Below are 17,475 nucleotides of genomic sequence, written 5' to 3' on the forward strand. Positions count from 1 at the left end.
GTGGTGTTTTTGATATCTTGAACCTGGCTGCAGGGCCTTGTTGCGTCATCTGCGACAGCCATCACCTTCCGCAGCGGTCTTGTTGTGCTACGATCCACCAAGCCTTCGTTGGATAAACGGCGAGGGGTTACAGTTTGGCAAACCTGGACGGGTACTCGAACGACATGATCTGGCGGCATCTTCCACTCAGGAACCTGACGGTCGCATTGTTCGTCTGGCTTGGTCTGACCGTACTGTTTGCCGGCGTCTCTATGCGGATAGAGTATCAACGAGCGTCGGAAGAACTCGCCGCGACAGGGCAGACGATCCACCGTCTGATCTCGCAACGGGCGGCGCAGCACGATGCGCACCTGACCAGCCTCGTGGCACTGATCAAGGCCGCTCCCGAGTTGCCCGAAACAGCGATCGGCGAGGTCTTTCAGAGCATTGTCCAGTTTTACCCGCGCATCACCGCAATCGACCTCGTCAGGCTTCCAGTGGACGGGGTTTCCACTGCGGCCACATTGATATCGTGGCCCGGTCCGCTGAAAACCGACCTATCCCCCATAGCAAGCGCCATTGCCGGACAAAAACAGGGTGAAGTACGGACCTATCTCAACACCGCCTATCCAGGCAGATACCTTCTGGGAAAGCGCGCGACAGCGGGCAATCCGGGTCTGGCGATCGTTGTCCAGATCGATCCTGTCCTGCTGATCGAGGGCGATGAGCGACCGGCCTGGGCGCATGTGCGCGTCAGCCTTGATGGCGAAACGGTGCTGGATCGTGAGGCCAATGGACCCAGCGTGACCGACAGCATTCTGACGCAACCGCATTTCAGCAAGATTGTGGACAGTCAGAGCCAGCCGTTCATGGTGGACGCCACGCGCCCTCTCGCCCTCTCGGACATTTTGAGCGGGACCAGGATCGGTGGCTTCGCGCTCGCCTGCTTGGCTGTGCTGTTGTTGCTGCTGTTCACTTGGCAGCTGAAGGCCAATGCCCGCAAATTGCAGCAAACCGCGGAAGAAGCGGAGCGGCGGGCGCATCTGCACGAGCATGAAACGAGACTGGCCCACGCGCTGCGGGTCAACGCGCTGGGCGAGCTGGCATCAGGTATTGCTCATGAGCTGACACAGCCGCTGACCGCCCTCTTGAGCCAGAGCCAGGCCGCCCTGCGCCTTGCCGCGAGCGAACACCCCGATCCTGCCTTGCTCCCCGAAGCGCTAAGCGCCAATGTGCGCGAAGCCAAGCGCGCCGGAGCGATGCTGAAAAGGATGCGTGACTATATCAGCAAGCGCGAGCAGAAACTGGTTCTTGCCGATCTCAACCAGATCGTTGTCGATATCGCCGAGCTCGTGCGGGCCGATCTCGAAAAGCGCCAGATCACCCTCATTCTCGATCTTGCGACGCCGTCACCGCAAGCAGTGGTCGATCCCATCGAGATGGAGCAGGTGCTGCATAATCTCGTCCGCAATGCTGCCGACGCGCTGGAACATGGGGACATGCCTGATAGGAGCATCCGCATCGAGACGATCCTATTGGAGAGCGGCGCGATCATTCAGGTCAGCGACACCGGTCCCGGTATCGAAGCGGACACGCTGCCGCGTCTTTTCGAACCGTTCTACACGACAAAAACCGATGGAATGGGGCTTGGGCTCGCGCTATGCGCGTCATTGGTAGAGCGGATCGGCGGACACATCGACGGCCGCAACCAGACGTCCGGCGGCGCCATCTTTACCGTTACGCTGCCCGCCGTGGAGCAACACCTGAAGGCCGCACAATGAAACCGTTTCAGATCTACCTGATCGACGACGACGAACCGGTCCGCGAGGCGATAAAACTGCTGCTGCGGACCTATGGCATGACGGTCGAAACTTTCGCCGATCCGGCCACATTCCTGGCGCATGTCGATCCGAAACGCCCAGGCTGCATCCTCGCCGACCTGCGTATGCCGCTGATCAGCGGCCTGCAGATGCACGAGCGGCTGCTAGAACGCGGCATTGGCTGGCCCACGATCATGATAACCGGCCATGGTGACGTGAACGCCTGCCGCCGCGCCTTCAAGGCAGGCATCCTCGACTTCCTGACCAAGCCGGTCGACGAGCAGGTTCTGCTGGACGCCATACAATCCGCGTTCCAGACGCTGGAGCGCGTCTTGGAAAAAGAGGAATCCAGAGAACTTCTCCGCAGCCTAACGGACCGCGAACGCGAGGTCCTGGATATGGTTTGCCGCGGCTGGGCCACGAAGGAAATCGCCGTTGCGCTTAACGTTTCGGCACGAACCATCGATGCACACCGGGCCAATATCGCCGACAAGCTGGGTACCAGTTCCGTGGCCGACTTCGTGCAGCTGACGTCCGCCAACGCCGAACTCCCCATAGGTAGGAATACCTAGTCGCATTGGTTCCGTTGCGGATTCAGCATCCGCACCTGCTCAGATATCCCGGTCGTCAGAAAGCAAGGCGCTTTCCCGCATCGCGTACACGATAGGAGACAGATGAGATGAACCGTATACTGCTTGCCGGCACGATTGCACTTGCCCTGACATCCGCAGCCTCTGCCGAAGTTCTCAAAGAAAACAACATGCCGCTGGATATCGCGGTAGAACTGGCACAGGGCGCCGTCTCCGCATGCGCCGCCGATGGTTACAACGTATCGGCCGCCGTCGTGGACCGGGCAGGCGTGGTTCGCGCCCTGCTGCGTGCCGACAATGCCGGACCGCATACGGTCAGTGCCGCCAGCCAGAAGGCCTTCACGTCCGTATCGGCTCGCATTCCGACCAGCGTCATGGTTGAAAACATCCAGAAGAACCAGGGTGCGGCCCAGCTCGTCGCCATTGACGGCTTTCTCGTTCTGGCCGGTGGCGTACCCGTCAAGATCGGCAAGGAGACCATCGGCGCGATCGGCGTCGGTGGCGCACCGGGCGGCCATCTCGATGAAGCCTGCGCCAACGCCGCCATTGCCAAGGTGCAGGATCAGCTCAAGTAAGAAGCAGTGCGTTCTTTAAACGAAAGTCCCCGCGGCGTCCGCTGCGGGGGAAGCGGCCGCTTATTGCCGATATCGTTTAAAAACGCGATGGATTGGCCGCTCATCCACCCCTCTCGGTCTTTTGAGCGGATTAGATTGCCATTCACCCCCGCACCTCAGTGCAGGGTATACCGCCCTTATGCGATAAAGCGGCGTCTGTGGCTTCAGGTTATCCAATCTCCTCAGGTTTATGCGGCTGCAGGCAAGTTGCCGGCAGCAGCTATTGTCGCTGGTGGCGACGCGAGGCGGGCCGCATGCCGACACATTTTCATGGCACCTCTTCCAACAGGGGCAGCACCATGCCATGACAAGTGCATGAAGCTCGCTGCGATCATCCATCGGCTGCTCTTGCTGTCTGCCCTGCTCGGGATCTTTTTTGGTCCCGTCAGCATAGGCGCGGCCGGCAGCACCATGGCGGCTTCAGTTTCAACGCATATGACAGCGATGCCGGAAGACATGTCCTGCTGTCCCGGCGAGGCGTCGGGCTGTGATGGCGTGGCTTGTCCAATGGCCCTGCTTTGCGCCACGGCCTTTGTTGGCCATGCAGCGGGTGACACGCCCGTGAACCTTACCTGGACCACCCATCGATTTTTGAGTGTGCCGTCCCCGGTTCTTGCATCGTCACTGGTCGATCCGCCGTCTCGGCCTCCCAGGGTCTGATCTCGCATCATCGAGTACATCAGTGCGAATGCAATGGTTGCATCCGTACGCGCATCCTGTGGAACAAGATAGCAGATTTGGTTCATGCGACGTATCGTCATGACGAGAAACCGCAGCGGCGCATCCTCTCCGATCCCGCCGCGCAAGACCTCGTCAAAGGACGGCGCTTGGCTCGATCGACGGCATCCACCACAGGAAGAAAGCACTCAAAACACCAGAAATATAGTCCTTGAAGGAATGACGACATGAACATCGATAGAAGACGGTTTATCTGCGCGGGCATCGCCATCGCAGCCACATTTGCAGGCATGGGGCATGCCTCTGCCGCAGCGCAGACGATGACTGTTTATAAGGACCCGAACTGCGGTTGCTGCCATCTCTGGGCAGAGGCGATGAAGGCAGAAGGGTTTGACATCAAGATCGAGGATCGCGACGACCTGACACCGATCAAGGCCCGTTTCGGGATCCCCGCCGATCTGCAGGGATGCCACACCGCCGTCGTGGCGGGCTATTTCCTCGAGGGCCATGTGCCGCTGGAGGCAGTCCGTAAGCTGCTTGACGAAGAGCCCGCCATCGCCGGCCTGGCAGTGCCCGGCATGCCATCCGGCTCGCTTGGCATGGGCGATGATCCGAATGCGGCGTATGATGTCTTTGCCGTGGCAAAGACGGCTGGTGAAAAGCCGGCCCTTTTCATGACGATGGGGCCGAAGGGCTAATCGGTACTTTCGTGGACGCGTTTACTGCTGCCCTGCCGGCAGCAGTAAACCTGCCCGGTCAGATCAGATAGGAACAACCACGAACCAACGCATGGCTCAACGCAAGACCGGCCGCAGTGCGCGTTGCGTTTCTTTCAGCAAGGGCAGGTAGCGCACTATCATCTCGGCGGCAGGCACGTGAGCCGCAGGAGCACCAATATTGATCGCGGCAACCACCCGGCCGCGATCATTCTCGATCGGAACCGCGATGGAGCAAAGCCCCAACTCCAGTTCCTGATCGATAACCGCGCAGCCCCCGGCACGGACGCGGCGGAGTTCGTCCATCAATAGATCTGGATCCGTCTTCGTCAGCGGCGTATTCGCCTTGAGTTCGGAGCGATCCAGGATGCCGCGCGCCTCCGTTTCCGGCAGGGCTGCCAACAGAACCCGTCCCATCGAAGCGCAATAGGCCGGCAGGCGCGAACCCGGCGACAGATTGATCGACATCACACGCTTCTGCGAGGCACGGGCAATGTAGACCACTTCAGTCCCGTCGAGAACCGAGGCCGATGCGCTTTGGCCGGATTTTTCCGAGAGCTGGTCGAGATAGGGCTGGATCATCAGCGGCAGCGGTGTTGCCGACAGATAGGCATGGCCGAGCCGCAGCACCTTCGGCGTCAGCGCGAAGAACTTTCCGTCATAGTCGGCATAACCGAGATCGGCGAGCGTCAGCAGGCAGCGGCGCACCGTAGCCCGATCGAGCTCTGTCAGCTTTGCCGCCTCGGCGATTGTGAGTTTCGGCCGCGCCTCTCCGAAGGCCTCTATGACTTTCAGCCCGCGCGCAAAGCCGCTGACAAAATCCGATTCCCGCATGTCAAAGCTCCCATCATTGGCCCACAATGTGCGATATACGAACAAATGTCAAATAACGCACAAAATATTTGACGACGCACGGATTCGAGCGCTTATTTGCGCCAACCCAGACTTGGATACACATCAGGAGGAGAATGCCTTGGCGCGATTGATCTCGCTGGCGGAAGCCATTTCCGAAAACGTGCATGACGGCGATACCGTTGCCATGGAGGGGTTCACCCACCTGATTCCTTATGCCGCCGGTCATGAGGTGATCCGGCAGGGCAAGAAGGACCTTTTCCTGATCCGCATGACGCCGGACATTCTCTATGACCAGCTGATCGGTGCGGGTGCGGCCCGCGGCATGAAATTCTCCTGGGGCGGCAATCCCGGCGTCGGCTCGCTGCACCGTTTCCGCGATGCTGTCGAAAACCAGTGGCCACGGCCGCTGGAGATCGAGGAACATTCCCATGCCGCCATGGCCAATGCCTATGAGGCAGGCGCTGCAAACCTGCCGTTTGCAATGTTGCGCGGCTATATCGGCGCCGATCTCACCAAGGTGAACCCGAACATCAAGCAAGTCACATGCCCCTTCACCAGGGAAGTGCTGGCGGCCGTGCCAGCCATCCGCCCGGACGTGACGATCATTCATGCTCTGCGGGCAGACCGGAAGGGCAACGTGCTCCTTGAAGGCATCGTCGGCGTGCAGAAGGAAGCCGTGCTCGGCGCCAAGCGCTCCATCGTCACGGTGGAGGAGATCGTTGACGAGTTGAACCCGCCATCGCCCAACTCCGTCGTCCTGCCGTCCTGGGCGGTGACTGCGGTTGTCGAGGTGCCCGGCGGCGCCTTCCCATCCTATGCGCAAGGCTACTATGCGCGCTCCAACGCCTTCTACATCGCCTGGGACGAGATTGCCCGAGATCGCGATACGTTCCAGGCGTGGATCGAGGAAAACATCATGAAGGCCGGGCCGGGAGACTTTGCCAAACATGCGAAGAAGGCTGCGTGAGGAGATAAACGATGAGCGATTTCACCCCCACCGAAATGATGACCATTGCCGCCTCGCGCGCGCTCACCAATGACGATGTCTGTTTCGTCGGCATCGGCGCGCCGTCGGCCGCCTGCAATGTTGCCCGCCTGACGCATGCGCCGGATATCACGCTGATCTACGAAAGCGGCACGGTCGGCACCAAGCCGGATGTTCTGCCGCTGTCGATCGGGGACGGAGAACTGTGCGACACAGCGCTTTTCACGGTCTCGGTGCCGGAAATGTTCCGCTACTGGCTGCAGGGCGGCCGCATCACCACCGGCTTTCTCGGCGGCGCCCAGATCGACAGGTTTGCCAATCTCAATACCACCGTGGTCGGCCCCTATGAGCATCCGAAAGTGCGGCTGCCTGGCGGTGGCGGAGCTCCGGAGATCGCCAGCAATTGCGGCCAGATCTTCATCACCATGGCGCTCTCCAAGCGCGGCTTCGTCGACAAGCTCAATTTCATCACCTCGATGGGCCATGGCGAAGGCGGCAATCATCGCGAACGGCTGGGGATGAAGACCAAAGGACCGACCCGCGTCATCACTGATCTCTGCATTCTCGAGCCGGACCCTGTCACCAAGGAGCTCACCGTCGTCTCGATCCACCAGGGCGTGACCCGCGAACAGATCGTCGAGAATTGCGGCTGGCCGATTAAGTTTGCCGAAACGGTGATCGACACGCCGGTTCCCACTGAAACCGAGCTTCAGACCCTGCGCGACATCAATGCGCGCACCAAGAAAGCCCATCAGGGCAACAAGGAAGCCGCGTAATGACCGAAGCCTATATTTGCGACTATATCCGCACCCCGATCGGCCGTTTCGGCGGCTCTCTTTCCTCCGTCCGGGCCGATGATCTCGGAGCGATCCCGCTCAAGGCGCTGATGCAGCGCAATGCCGGTGTTGACTGGCAGGCGGTCGATGACGTCATTTTCGGCTGTGCCAACCAGGCAGGCGAGGACAATCGCAACGTCGCGCGCATGTCGCTGCTGCTCGCGGGCTTGCCGCTGGAGGTCTCCGGCACGACGATCAACCGGCTCTGCGGCTCCGGCATGGATGCCGTCATTGCCGCCGCCCGTGCCGTCCGTTCCGGCGAGGCGAACCTGATGATTGCCGGCGGGGTGGAGAGCATGTCGCGAGCACCCTTCGTTATGCCGAAAGCGGAAAGCGCCTTTTCACGCGCCGCCGAAATACACGACACCACGATCGGCTGGCGCTTCGTTAACCCACTGATGAAGAAACAGTACGGCGTCGATTCCATGCCCGAAACAGGTGAGAATGTCGCTGAGGATTACAAGGTCACTCGCGAGGATCAGGACGCCTTTGCCGTCCGCTCGCAGGACAAGGCCGCCGCCGCTCAGCAAAACGGACGCCTCAGCCAGGAGATCACATCCGTGACCATTCCGCAGCGCAAGGGCGACCCGATCGTCGTCGACAGGGACGAGCACCCGCGCGCAACGACCATCGAAACGCTTGCCAAGCTTGGCACTCCATTCAAGAAGGAAGGCGGCACCGTTACCGCCGGCAATGCCTCCGGCGTCAACGATGGTGCCGCTGCCCTGATCATTGCCTCCGAAGCCGCCGTGAAGAAACACGGACTGACACCGATCGCCCGGATCATGGGCGGTGCCGCCGCAGGCGTGCCGCCGCGCGTTATGGGCATCGGCCCGGTGCCCGCCTCGAGAAAGCTGATGGCCCGGCTTGGCATGACGCAGGACCAGTTCGACGTGATCGAGCTCAATGAAGCCTTTGCCAGCCAGGGTCTTGCCGTTCTTCGCGAGCTGGGTATTGCCGACGACGATCCACGCGTCAACCGCAACGGCGGTGCCATCGCGCTTGGCCACCCGCTCGGCATGTCCGGCGCCCGTATCACCGGCACTGCTGCCCTCGAACTCAAGCTGACCGGCCGCCGCTATTCGCTATCGACCATGTGCATTGGGGTCGGACAGGGTATCGCGATCGGGCTTGAACGCGCCTGAGTGGGAGATCGGCGGCAAGCCTGCTTGCCGCCGATGGTCCAATAACTTCGGTTAAGGTCGCCTCAGTACGGCAACCCCACATAATTCTCAGCCAGCACCGTCGCCGCCGCACGCGAATGGGTCAGATAATCCAGTTCGGCCTCTTGAATCTTCTGGTCGAAGGCACCGGTATCCGGAAAACGATGCATCATCGTCGTCATCCACCAGGAAAAGCGCACGGCTTTCCACACACGGGAAAGAGCGCGGACGGAATAGGCGTCGATGCCGGCCAGCGAGCGCTCCTGATAAAACTCCAACAAACCAGCATAGAGATAATGGACATCGCTCGCCGCCAGATTAAGCCCCTTGGCGCCCGTTGGCGGAACGATATGCGCGGCATCACCAACAAGGAAGAGATTGCCGAACCGCATCGGCTCGGCCACGAACGAGCGCAGCGGCGCGATGGACTTTTCGAACGATGAGCCGGTGATCAGGGCTTCGGCATGATGTGCGGGCAGGCGGCGGCGCAGTTCGTCCCAGAAGCGATCATCGCTCCAGTCCCCGACTTTTTCGTCCAGCGCACATTGCAGGTAGTAGCGGCTGCGGCTTTCCGAGCGCATAGAGCAGAGCGCAAAACCACGCGGATGGTTGGCGTAGATCAGTTCGTGATTGACCGGCGGCACATCGGCAAGCAATCCGAGCCAGCCGAACGGATAGACCTTTTCGAGTGTGGTAATCGATTTGTCCGGGACGGCCTTGCGGCTGACACCGTGAAATCCATCGCATCCGGCAATGAAATCACAATCGATGCGGTGGGTTATCCCTGCCTTCTCATAGGTGACGTAGGGCGACCTGCCCTCGAAATCATGCGGACAGACATTGAAAGCATCATAGACCGTCACTGCTCCGATCGCCTCGCGATGCTGCATCAAGTCACGCGTCAGCTCGGTCTGGCCATAGACCATGACGCCTTTACCGCCGGTCAGATCCGCCAGGTCGATCCGGTGATCCCGCTCGTCGAAGGCAAGCGAAAAGCCGCCATGCGGCAAGCCTTCGGCATGCATCCTTCCACCGGCTTCGGCCTCATCCATCAGCTCCACCGTACCTTGCTCAAGCACCCCCGCACGCACCCGGTTAAGAATATAGTCCTTGCCAACACGATCCAGAATGATCGCCTCGATGCCGGCTTTGGCCAGCAATTGTCCGAGCAGCAATCCGGATGGACCCGAACCGATGATAACGACCTGCGTGCGCATTTTTTTCCTCCCGAACAATGCAGGTGGATTTTGACACCGGCACACCGCCGCCACCATGGACATCAAGCTCAATAAATTGCACAAATCGAACATTCCAGCAGGTGCGATACCAACATGCGCGCAACCCCGACCTACGATCTCTACGGCGAAAAGCGCGGCGATTCCTCCGGATTCTGGCTGCATTGCGAAACGATCCCATCGCGCAGCAGCCTGCATCATTGGGAGATCGGCCAGCATCGTCATGAGCAGTTCTTTCAGATCCTGTACATCGAGACAGGATCCGGCGATGCGATCTTTGATGACGTGGCACATGCGATTATCGCGCCCGCCGTCATCACCGTGCCGCCCCTTTCCCGTCATGGCTTCCGGTTTTCGAAGGATATTGACGGTTATGTTTTCACGGTGCTGACGTCGCATCTGAAAACCATGCCGGCGGATCACAGCCGGTTTGGCACGTGGCTGGGCCTTCCGCGGCTGACGGCATTGCAGCAGGAACATGCCGACAGCCACTACATCGCCGATACGCTGCATCGTCTCGCTGCAGAAGCCGCCGCCCGACGCACAGGACCGGCGGATCTGTGCGAGGCATACCTCACGTCCGCGCTCCGGTTGACAGCGCACCTGTCCGCCGAAGGGGAGGGTGACGAAGACGGGGGAGCGACGCAAAACGAGCGGCGGCTAAACCGGTTGACTGGGTTGATCCACGAGCATTTTCGCTCCCACAAGCCAGCATCGTACTATGCCGATGCGCTCGGCATTTCCCCAACGCACCTCAACCGTATCGTCAAACAGCTCACCGGTGGCAGTACCCAGACACTGATCAACGGCAAACTGATCGACGAAGCGCAGCGCGAACTGCTGTTTACGCAGATCCCGGTGCAGGAAATCGGTTTCCGGCTCGGTTTTACCGATCCTGCCTATTTCTCCCGTTTCTTCCTGACTCAAACGGGCCTCTCGCCGCGCCAATGGCGGCGCAGGCAGGGTAGGGAGGGTTGATATCCTGGCTTCCAACGCTCCTCTGCGGTAAGCGCGCAGCCGCCGATCTTTGCTTGCCTGACCTCGGCGTGGGGCGGCTCGCATATCAGAATCATATAATCAATACAGAATGCATGGACTGCCGGGAGTTTGCCGGATAGGAATTCGGGCGCAAGCGCAACACGCTTCCGTTTAAAATTGCAGCAGAATGTTCGGAGACCCCATGAGCAAGGCCCCATCGACGCTTGAGACCGTGAGCACGCCTGCCGTCTTGATCGATATGGACATAGCGCGGCGCAATATCGATCGTTTCCAGGCTTATGCCGACGCGCATGGATTGAAGGTTCGCCCGCATATCAAGACGCACAAACTGCCGGCGGTCGCCGAGATGCAGCTGAGGGCAGGGGCCATCGGCGTCACCTGCCAGAAGGTGTCCGAAGCCGAGGCGATGATTGCTGCCAGCCCCGAAATCCGTGACGTCCTGATCACCTACAATATCCTCGGCGCCGAGAAGCTGAGCCATCTCGCCGCTCTCGCGCGGAAAGTGACGCTGAGTGTGGTCGCCGACAACGAGACGGTCATTGATGGCCTCTCGGACGCTTTCGCGTCTGAGCCGGCGCCGTTGCGGGTGCTGGTGGAATGCAATACCGGGGCTGACCGCTGCGGCGTGCCGACCCCGGAGGCCGCGGCAACCCTTGCGCAACGGATCGCCAAGGCACCGGGTCTTGCGTTCGGCGGCCTGATGACCTATCCGCCAGCCAATGGCGCTGCTGCGGTCGAATCCTTCATGACCCGGGCCAAGGCCTTCATCGAAGCAGCCGGCATCAAGGTTCCTGTGATTACATCGGGCGGTACACCATCGATGATGGAAGCGGCCAAAGCGCCGGTCACAACCGAGTACCGGCCCGGAACCTATGTCTATAACGACCGCTCGCTGGTTTCCCGCGGTGTGTGCACGTGGGACGATTGTGCGCTCACCGTGCTTGCGACCGTCGTTTCAGTCCCTGCCGCCAATCGCGCCATCATCGACGCTGGCTCCAAGGCATTGACCTCCGACCTTCTCGGCCTTTCCGGTTACGGCCATGTGCTCGACCGCGACGACATAACCATCGACCAGCTCTCGGAAGAGCATGGCCGCCTCGTCAGCGAAGGCCCGATCAACCTGAAGGTTGGCGACCGGCTACGCGTCGTGCCGAACCATGCCTGCGTCGTGACCAATCTGGTCGATGCAGTCAACATCATCGACCAAGGCGAGATTTCAGCCATCTGGCCGGTGGTCGCGCGCGGCAGGATCGTTTGAAGCCCATCCCGATTTTCCCGAACAAAACGTTATTCTGGTGAATTGAAGACGGCCTCGATCGGATGCCCGTCCGGATCGATGACGAAGGCTGCATAATAGTTTGGCCCATAGGCCGGGCGAAAGCAGGGGCCGCCATTGTCGCGGCCACCCTTTTCGAGCGCCGCCGCATGAGAATCCGCGACCGCTTGCCGGTTTGCAGCCGCGAAGGCGAGATGAAAGCCCGACCCTGGCGGTCTTTGTCCTTTCGGCCGCAATTTGATGGCGAATTTATCGCCGCCGCCGAGAATACCGTAGCCAACGGCCTGATCGATAGCGCCGGGCTCGATGTCCTCCCAGACGCGAACATAGCCGAGCGGCGCAAGAGCCGCATCGTAGAACGACGCCGAACGTTCGATGTTCGACACCCCGAACGAAATATGGTGAAGCATGCTCATTGGCGGTCCCAAGCCATCATCAACATGAATCGAACACGCGTGACCGATTCAAAACTCTCATTGGACGCATGATGCTGTTCGGGCGATTCTTGCATCATGAGCAAGCAACCGTATCACCTTCGCGTTCAAAGGATCGATCCTTCAAAAAACATGGCGCGGTTCTACGCCATGTCGATCGAACCGACCCTGTTCGGCGACACGTCCCTGATCCGCAACTGGGGCCGCATCGGAACGCATGGCCAATGGCGGGTCGATCTGTTCGCGCACGAGACCCAGGCCGTGGATCACTTTCTCGCCCTCCTGCGGAAGAAGCGGCGAAAGGGCTATACGCTCATGAGAAACCGGGATGGGCAGCGGCACGCATAAGCGCTACGGCAGGCAGGAAGCTCCCGCTGAAACCGCGGCAAGTCACTCGATCACTGTCCGCTGTGCCTCGATACGGGCGGCTTTCCATGACGACCAGATGAAGGTAGCGATGAAGATTATGGTCATCAGGAGCACGATGGTGGGCGCCGGTGCGCTGTCGATGAAAAACGAGAGGTAGACGCCGGAGAAGGAGGCAACGGTCGCGACGAATACGGCGACAACAAGCATCCTTCCCATCGTGCGGGTGATCAGGAAGGCAATGGCGCCGGGGGCAATCAGCATGGCGATGGCGAGGATCAACCCGACGGCCTTCAAGGCACCGACAATCGTCAGCGACAAAAGAGCAAGCAGCCCATAGTGCAGCCAGTTGACGCGCAGGCCGACGGCTTTTGCCTGGGCAGGATCGAAGGCATGCAGCAGGAAATCCCGCCATTTGACTGCAAGGATACCGGTTGTCACCAGCGCAATCAGGCCGGTTTGGAGGATATCGGGCCAGCCGATGCCGAGCATGTCGCCAAAGAGGATATGGTCCAGATGCACATCACTCTGGATCTTGACGTAAAGCACCAGGCCAAGGCCGAACATGCCTGAGAAAACCACACCCATCACCGTATCCTGCTTGATGCGGCTGTTTTCCTTCAGGTAGCCGGTCAGAAGCGCGCAGGACATGCCGGCGGCAAAGGCGCCGACGGCAAAAGGCAGGCCGACAATGTAGGAAATCACAACGCCCGGAAAGACAGCGTGCGAGATGGCATCGCCCATCAGCGACCAGCCTTTCAGCACGAGAAAGCAGGAGAGCATCGCAGTCGGAATCGCCACCAGCACCGAGATCAGCAGGGCGTTGCGCATGAACGCAAATTCGAACACCGCCAGGAGCATGTCGAGCGAGATCATCGGACCACCTCCAACGCTTGCGCTGTGCGCCTGCGGGCGGCAAGCAGCCCGTGTTTCGGGGCAAAGACAAAGGCCATGAGAAAGATCAGCGTTTGCAGCACGATGATGATGCCGCCGGTGGCGCCGTCGAGGAAATAGCTGAAATAGGCGCCGAAGAAACTCGTCAGAGACCCGATCGCCACGCTGATCAGGATCAGCCGGGGAAAGCGATCGGTCAGCAGATAGGCCGTGGCGCCGGGTGTCACCACCATGGCAATGACAAGAAAAGCGCCGACAGTTTGAAGGGCCGCTACCGTGCAGGCGGACAACAGGGTGAAAAACAGGACTTTGAGAAAGGTCGTGCGGATACCGATCGAACGTGCGTGACTCTCGTCGAAGAAGGTTACCATCAGGTCCTTCCATTTTGCCGTCAGGATGATCAGCGAGATCACGCCGATAAGGGCAAGCTGCAGGGTGTCGGCCGGGGTGATGGCGAGAATGTTGCCGAGCACGATCGTCTGGATATTCACCGATGTCGGCGACAGAGAGACCATGAACAGGCCGAGGCCGAAGAACGCGGTGAAGATCAGCCCGATGATGGTGTCTTCCTTCAGCCGGGTTCGCTGGTTGAGGAACAGCATCGCGCCGGCCGCAAGTCCGCCGGAAAAGAAGGCGCCGAGCGAGAATGGCAGACCGAGCATATAGGCGCCAGCCACGCCAGGGACGATCGCATGCGAGAGCGCATCGCCGATCAGCGACCAGCCCTTCAGCATCAGATAGGACGAAAGGAAGGCGCAGACGGCGCCGACCAGCGCGCTCACCCACATGGCGTTCAACATATAGTTATAGGTGAACGGTTCCAGCAGCGTTGTGATCATCGGCCGTCTGCCTCCGGATCGGTCTCCGGCTTGGCCGGTTGCGATACCATCCGGTCCTTGGCGCCGTACATGACCAGCGGACGCTCGTCGTCGGTGATGACGGACACTTGCCGCGGATCGGCATCGTCATGCAGGCTCTCGCCCCCGAGCACGAAATGGCGCAGCACACCGCCGAAGGCGAGTTCGAGGTTTTCGCGGGTAAAGGTTGTTTCGGTCGGTCCATAGGCAAGCACGGTGTTCTTGAGAAGAACCGTGCGATCACAAAACTCCGGCACGCTGCCGAGATTGTGGGTGGAGACCAGCATGACCCGGCCTTCGTCGCGCAAGCCCATCAACAGGCGGATGATCGCGTCCTCGGTCTTGACGTCGACGCCGGTGAAGGGTTCGTCGAGCAAGATGACCCGACCGTCCTGCGCCAGTGCGCGGGCCAGGAAGACGCGTTTCTTCTGGCCGCCGGAAAGCTCGCCGATCTGGCGCTTGCGGAAATCGCTCATGCCAACGCGGGCAAGGGCGGCTTCGACCGCATCGTGATCGGCCTTCTTGGGGATGCGCAGCATATTCATGTGACCGTAGCGGCCCATCATCACCACGTCTTCGACAAGAACCGGGAAATTCCAGTCGACTTCCTCGGCCTGCGGCACATAGGCAACGAGGTTCCTCTTCAGCGCTTCCGGCACGGAAAGCCCAAGCACCGAAATGTCGCCACGGGCCAGCCGGGCAAAGCCCATGATCGCCTTGAACAAGGTCGACTTGCCGCTACCATTGACGCCAACAAGCGCGGTGATGGTCCCTGTCGGGATGTCGAAGGAGGCGTCCAGCAAGGCCCGATGGCCGTTGCGATAGGTTACGGTTGCGCCAGAGACGCGTATGCCGCTGCCCGGCTGCCCGGCCGCCGGCCCCTGACCGGGGCGGGCTTTAACCTGAAGGTTCATTGCGAAAGACCCTTGGCGATGGTTTCGGACGTGACGCGCAGAAGGTCGATATAGGTGGGAACCGGACCGTCCGCCTCGCTCAAGGAATCAACATAGAGCACGCCGCCGTATTTTGCGCCTGTTTCGCGTGCCACCTGCTGTGCCGGGTCGGGTGAAATCGTGCTTTCGGAGAAGACGACCGGGATATTGTTGGCACGCACCGCATCAATCACCTTGCGAACCTGCTGCGGCGTGCCCTGCTGGTCGGCGTTGATCGGCCAGAGATAGAGTTCCTTCAAGCCGAAGTCCCGAGTCAGGTAGCTGAAGGCACCTTCGCTCGACACCAGCCAGCGCTTGCCTTCGGGGATTTTGCCAATCTCGGCGCGGATAGGCGAAATCGCCGCCTCGATCTTCTGCTTATAGGCCTCGGCATTGGCCTTGTAGGTATCCGCGTTAGCTGGGTCGTATTGGACGAAAGCATCGCGGATATTGTCGACATAGATCAACGCGGACGACGGCGACATCCAGGCATGCGGGTTGGGCTTGCCGCTGTAGGGGCCTTCTGCAATGCCCATCGGCTCCACGCCCTCGGATACGACAACCCCGGGAACATTGTCGAAGTTCTGGAAGAATTTTTCAAACCAGAGTTCGAGATTAAGGCCGTTCCACAGGATGAGGTTGGCGTCATGCGCCTTCAGGATGTCACGTGGAGTCGGCTGGTAATTATGAATTTCGGCGCCGGGCTTGGTGATCGATTCGACAGTTGCTGCATCACCGGCAACGTTCCTGGCCATATCGGCAATCACAGTAAAAGTCGTAACGGCCTTGAATTTCTCCTGCGCCGATGCGGCTCCCGGAGCGAGCGCCATGGCCGCCAAAGCCGCCGCCACCGCCAAAATCACGCGTTTCGTCTGATCGATCATCCCATACTCCCATGATTGTCATCGACAGAACTATGTGAATGGTCTGCACAAGTCAATGCAAATGAGAAGCATTCGCAACTAGCTATTTTCAAACTTGCCTCGCTTGGCTAGTGTGCGCTCATGAAACAGAACAAGAATCGCGTTGCGGAATTGGAGGGCGTCCTCAGGGACGGTGGTGTACGCGTGACACGTCAGCGCGCGGCAATCCTGAAGATTCTCGCCACGGCCGAAGACCATCCTGATGCAAGCGAATTGCACCGCCGGGCAAAGGAAATCGACGCCACGGTCTCGCTCTCGACTGTTTATCGAACACTCTCGGCGCTGGAACAACAAGGCGTCGTGCATCGCCACGCCTTTGAAAGCGCCACCGCCCGATTTGAAACCGCCGACGCGCCGCACCACGATCATCTGATCGATATCGATACCGGCGCGGTCATCGAGTTCCGCTCTGACAAGATCGAGCAGTTGCAAGCCGAGATCGCCGCCGAACTCGGCTACGACCTCGTCCGCCACCGGCTGGAACTTTACTGCCGCAAACGCAAGACTTGACGGGCATCAGGCAGGGCACACCGAAACGTCCGGACATCATGCCATTGGTATTATTCGCAAGTCGCATTTGAAAATGGAATCTGCCGTCCGGCAGTTCACGATCGCGAAACGTGTTGCGCCTGATCTCGCGGTAAATCGTCGAGCGATGACGGCCAAGCTGACGCGCCATCTCCCTGACCGGAACCTTTGCCGCCACGAGATGATAAAGACGCCGACGATCGGCAAGGGTGATCTGCGTATAGCATCGAGACATGCCAAAATCTCCAAAGTGAAGCCATTGAAATTACTGGCATCCGCAGGTCCTTGCGCATTGAGCAGGGATTGTGTTGCGCNCGTCGACCGTTATGTCCTGCTACAAGCGCCACACAGCAAGTGCCAGTACATCCGTGGTCAAGTGCTGTGGGCGAGTTCTGAAGGCTGATATGGAGCACTGGTCAGAGGTTTCAAGCCGCCCATTCAGATCAATATCCACCCGGACGGGAGTAGGCGCTGCGTCCTCCGCATCTATTGCCAGCGGCGTCTGTCTGCCAATCATATCGGCAAGATCTCCCTAACCGGAACCTTTGCCGCCACGAGATGATAAAGACGCCGACGATCGGCAAGGGTGATCTGCGTATAGCATCGAGACATGCCAAAATCTCCAAAGTGAAGCCATTGAAATTACTGGCATGTCGCACTTGGAAATAGAATGTACCCCGCTACAAGAGATGTCAAAGCTGGATAGGGCTGCGACGGTGGTGACCAGTTAGAAACGCGACACTGGTATCGTCTTGCTCCGCCGGTTAGCCCCCGACCGGGACCGGCTGGCCGGGG

19 protein-coding genes and 1 pseudogene are annotated in these 17,475 nt (G+C 59.9%); 12 read left to right on the plus strand and 8 right to left on the minus strand.

The window, feature by feature from the left end:
- Nucleotides 1-134: 134 nt before the first annotated feature.
- From ASC96_RS13005 to ASC96_RS13025, 5 genes are all read left to right on the plus strand, one after another.
- On the plus strand, nucleotides 135-1,760 hold the full coding sequence (locus ASC96_RS13005) for an ATP-binding protein (RefSeq protein WP_156393912.1): 1,626 nt from the start codon (nucleotides 135-137) through the stop codon (nucleotides 1,758-1,760).
- Nucleotides 1,757-2,371 (plus strand): response regulator, encoded by a 615-nt coding sequence (locus ASC96_RS13010; RefSeq protein ID WP_060503474.1) that lies wholly within the window; start codon nucleotides 1,757-1,759, stop codon nucleotides 2,369-2,371. Before ASC96_RS13005 ends, ASC96_RS13010 begins: the two co-directional genes overlap by 4 nt.
- 107 nt (nucleotides 2,372-2,478) lie before the next feature.
- A complete protein-coding gene (locus ASC96_RS13015; protein WP_060503475.1) occupies nucleotides 2,479-2,964 on the plus strand; it encodes a heme-binding protein in 486 nt (161 codons plus the stop codon).
- Nucleotides 2,965-3,318: 354 nt separating this feature from the next.
- The gene (locus ASC96_RS32640; protein ID WP_156393913.1) at nucleotides 3,319-3,663 is read left to right on the plus strand and encodes a hypothetical protein; all 345 of its coding nucleotides are present in this window, start codon (nucleotides 3,319-3,321) and stop codon (nucleotides 3,661-3,663) included.
- A gap of 251 nt (nucleotides 3,664-3,914) precedes the next feature.
- A complete protein-coding gene (locus ASC96_RS13025) occupies nucleotides 3,915-4,379 on the plus strand; it encodes a DUF411 domain-containing protein (protein WP_060503497.1) in 465 nt (154 codons plus the stop codon).
- Nucleotides 4,380-4,475: 96 nt separating this feature from the next.
- Here the strand turns inward: ASC96_RS13025 and ASC96_RS13030 are convergent, their stop codons facing one another.
- Nucleotides 4,476-5,231 carry an IclR family transcriptional regulator gene (locus tag ASC96_RS13030; protein ID WP_060503477.1) on the minus strand — a complete coding sequence of 252 codons (756 nt, stop codon included), beginning with the start codon at nucleotides 5,229-5,231 and terminating at the stop codon, nucleotides 4,476-4,478.
- A 139-nt stretch (nucleotides 5,232-5,370) separates the two neighbouring features.
- Between ASC96_RS13030 and ASC96_RS13035 the strand changes: the two genes are divergently transcribed.
- Genes ASC96_RS13035 through pcaF form a run of 3 tightly spaced genes read left to right on the plus strand, consistent with a single transcriptional unit; the run spans nucleotide 5,371 to nucleotide 8,218 of the window.
- A complete protein-coding gene (locus ASC96_RS13035) occupies nucleotides 5,371-6,219 on the plus strand; it encodes a CoA transferase subunit A (protein ID WP_060503478.1) in 849 nt (282 codons plus the stop codon).
- 11 nt (nucleotides 6,220-6,230) lie between these two features.
- On the plus strand, nucleotides 6,231-7,013 hold the full coding sequence (locus ASC96_RS13040) for a CoA-transferase subunit beta (protein ID WP_060503479.1): 783 nt from the start codon (nucleotides 6,231-6,233) through the stop codon (nucleotides 7,011-7,013).
- Entirely contained in the window at nucleotides 7,013-8,218 is a 1,206-nt protein-coding gene (pcaF, locus tag ASC96_RS13045) for a 3-oxoadipyl-CoA thiolase (RefSeq protein ID WP_060503480.1), read from the plus strand. The genes ASC96_RS13040 and pcaF overlap by 1 nt, the downstream gene beginning before the upstream one ends.
- 62 nt (nucleotides 8,219-8,280) lie before the next feature.
- On the opposite strand, the gene pobA is transcribed toward pcaF, so the two are convergent.
- Nucleotides 8,281-9,453: a 4-hydroxybenzoate 3-monooxygenase gene (gene pobA, locus ASC96_RS13050; RefSeq protein WP_060503481.1), complete on the minus strand. Its 1,173-nt coding sequence runs from the start codon at nucleotides 9,451-9,453 to the stop codon at nucleotides 8,281-8,283.
- Nucleotides 9,454-9,567: 114 nt separating this feature from the next.
- Here pobA and ASC96_RS13055 point away from each other — a divergent pair, with 114 nt between their 5' ends.
- Together ASC96_RS13055 and ASC96_RS13060 are read left to right on the plus strand one after the other, a co-directional pair.
- The gene (locus ASC96_RS13055; RefSeq protein ID WP_060503482.1) at nucleotides 9,568-10,449 is read left to right on the plus strand and encodes a helix-turn-helix domain-containing protein; all 882 of its coding nucleotides are present in this window, start codon (nucleotides 9,568-9,570) and stop codon (nucleotides 10,447-10,449) included.
- A 202-nt stretch (nucleotides 10,450-10,651) separates the two neighbouring features.
- On the plus strand, nucleotides 10,652-11,728 hold the full coding sequence (locus ASC96_RS13060; protein ID WP_060503483.1) for a D-TA family PLP-dependent enzyme: 1,077 nt from the start codon (nucleotides 10,652-10,654) through the stop codon (nucleotides 11,726-11,728).
- A 29-nt stretch (nucleotides 11,729-11,757) separates the two neighbouring features.
- On the opposite strand, the gene ASC96_RS13065 is transcribed toward ASC96_RS13060, so the two are convergent.
- On the minus strand, nucleotides 11,758-12,156 hold the full coding sequence (locus tag ASC96_RS13065) for a VOC family protein (protein WP_060503498.1): 399 nt from the start codon (nucleotides 12,154-12,156) through the stop codon (nucleotides 11,758-11,760).
- A 102-nt stretch (nucleotides 12,157-12,258) separates the two neighbouring features.
- Here ASC96_RS13065 and ASC96_RS13070 point away from each other — a divergent pair, with 102 nt between their 5' ends.
- Complete coding sequence (locus ASC96_RS13070; RefSeq protein WP_060503484.1) at nucleotides 12,259-12,528, plus strand: WGR domain-containing protein; 270 nt, start codon at nucleotides 12,259-12,261, stop codon at nucleotides 12,526-12,528.
- 42 nt (nucleotides 12,529-12,570) lie between these two features.
- Here the strand turns inward: ASC96_RS13070 and ASC96_RS13075 are convergent, their stop codons facing one another.
- From ASC96_RS13075 to ASC96_RS13090, 4 genes are read right to left on the minus strand one after another with little or no spacing between them, the layout of a single operon-like run.
- Entirely contained in the window at nucleotides 12,571-13,422 is an 852-nt protein-coding gene (locus ASC96_RS13075; RefSeq protein WP_060503485.1) for a metal ABC transporter permease, read from the minus strand.
- Complete coding sequence (locus ASC96_RS13080) at nucleotides 13,419-14,279, minus strand: metal ABC transporter permease (RefSeq protein WP_060503486.1); 861 nt, start codon at nucleotides 14,277-14,279, stop codon at nucleotides 13,419-13,421. The genes ASC96_RS13075 and ASC96_RS13080 overlap by 4 nt, the downstream gene beginning before the upstream one ends.
- On the minus strand, nucleotides 14,276-15,211 hold the full coding sequence (locus ASC96_RS13085; protein ID WP_060503487.1) for a manganese/iron ABC transporter ATP-binding protein: 936 nt from the start codon (nucleotides 15,209-15,211) through the stop codon (nucleotides 14,276-14,278). The genes ASC96_RS13080 and ASC96_RS13085 overlap by 4 nt, the downstream gene beginning before the upstream one ends.
- Nucleotides 15,208-16,113: a metal ABC transporter substrate-binding protein gene (locus ASC96_RS13090; RefSeq protein ID WP_060503488.1), complete on the minus strand. Its 906-nt coding sequence runs from the start codon at nucleotides 16,111-16,113 to the stop codon at nucleotides 15,208-15,210. Before ASC96_RS13090 ends, ASC96_RS13085 begins: the two co-directional genes overlap by 4 nt.
- Before the next feature lie 120 nt (nucleotides 16,114-16,233).
- On the opposite strand from ASC96_RS13090, the gene ASC96_RS13095 reads away from it, so the two are divergent.
- Nucleotides 16,234-16,662 carry a Fur family transcriptional regulator gene (locus ASC96_RS13095; protein ID WP_060503489.1) on the plus strand — a complete coding sequence of 143 codons (429 nt, stop codon included), beginning with the start codon at nucleotides 16,234-16,236 and terminating at the stop codon, nucleotides 16,660-16,662.
- A gap of 85 nt (nucleotides 16,663-16,747) precedes the next feature.
- On the opposite strand, the pseudogene ASC96_RS31690 reads toward ASC96_RS13095, so the two are convergent.
- Nucleotides 16,748-16,915, minus strand: a pseudogene (locus tag ASC96_RS31690) (helix-turn-helix domain-containing protein); the annotation flags it as partial.
- Nucleotides 16,916-17,475 lie beyond the last annotated feature (560 nt).

The organism is Rhizobium sp. Root1204 (genome assembly GCF_001424965.1).
In the GTDB taxonomy this organism is placed as follows: domain Bacteria; phylum Pseudomonadota; class Alphaproteobacteria; order Rhizobiales; family Rhizobiaceae; genus Pararhizobium.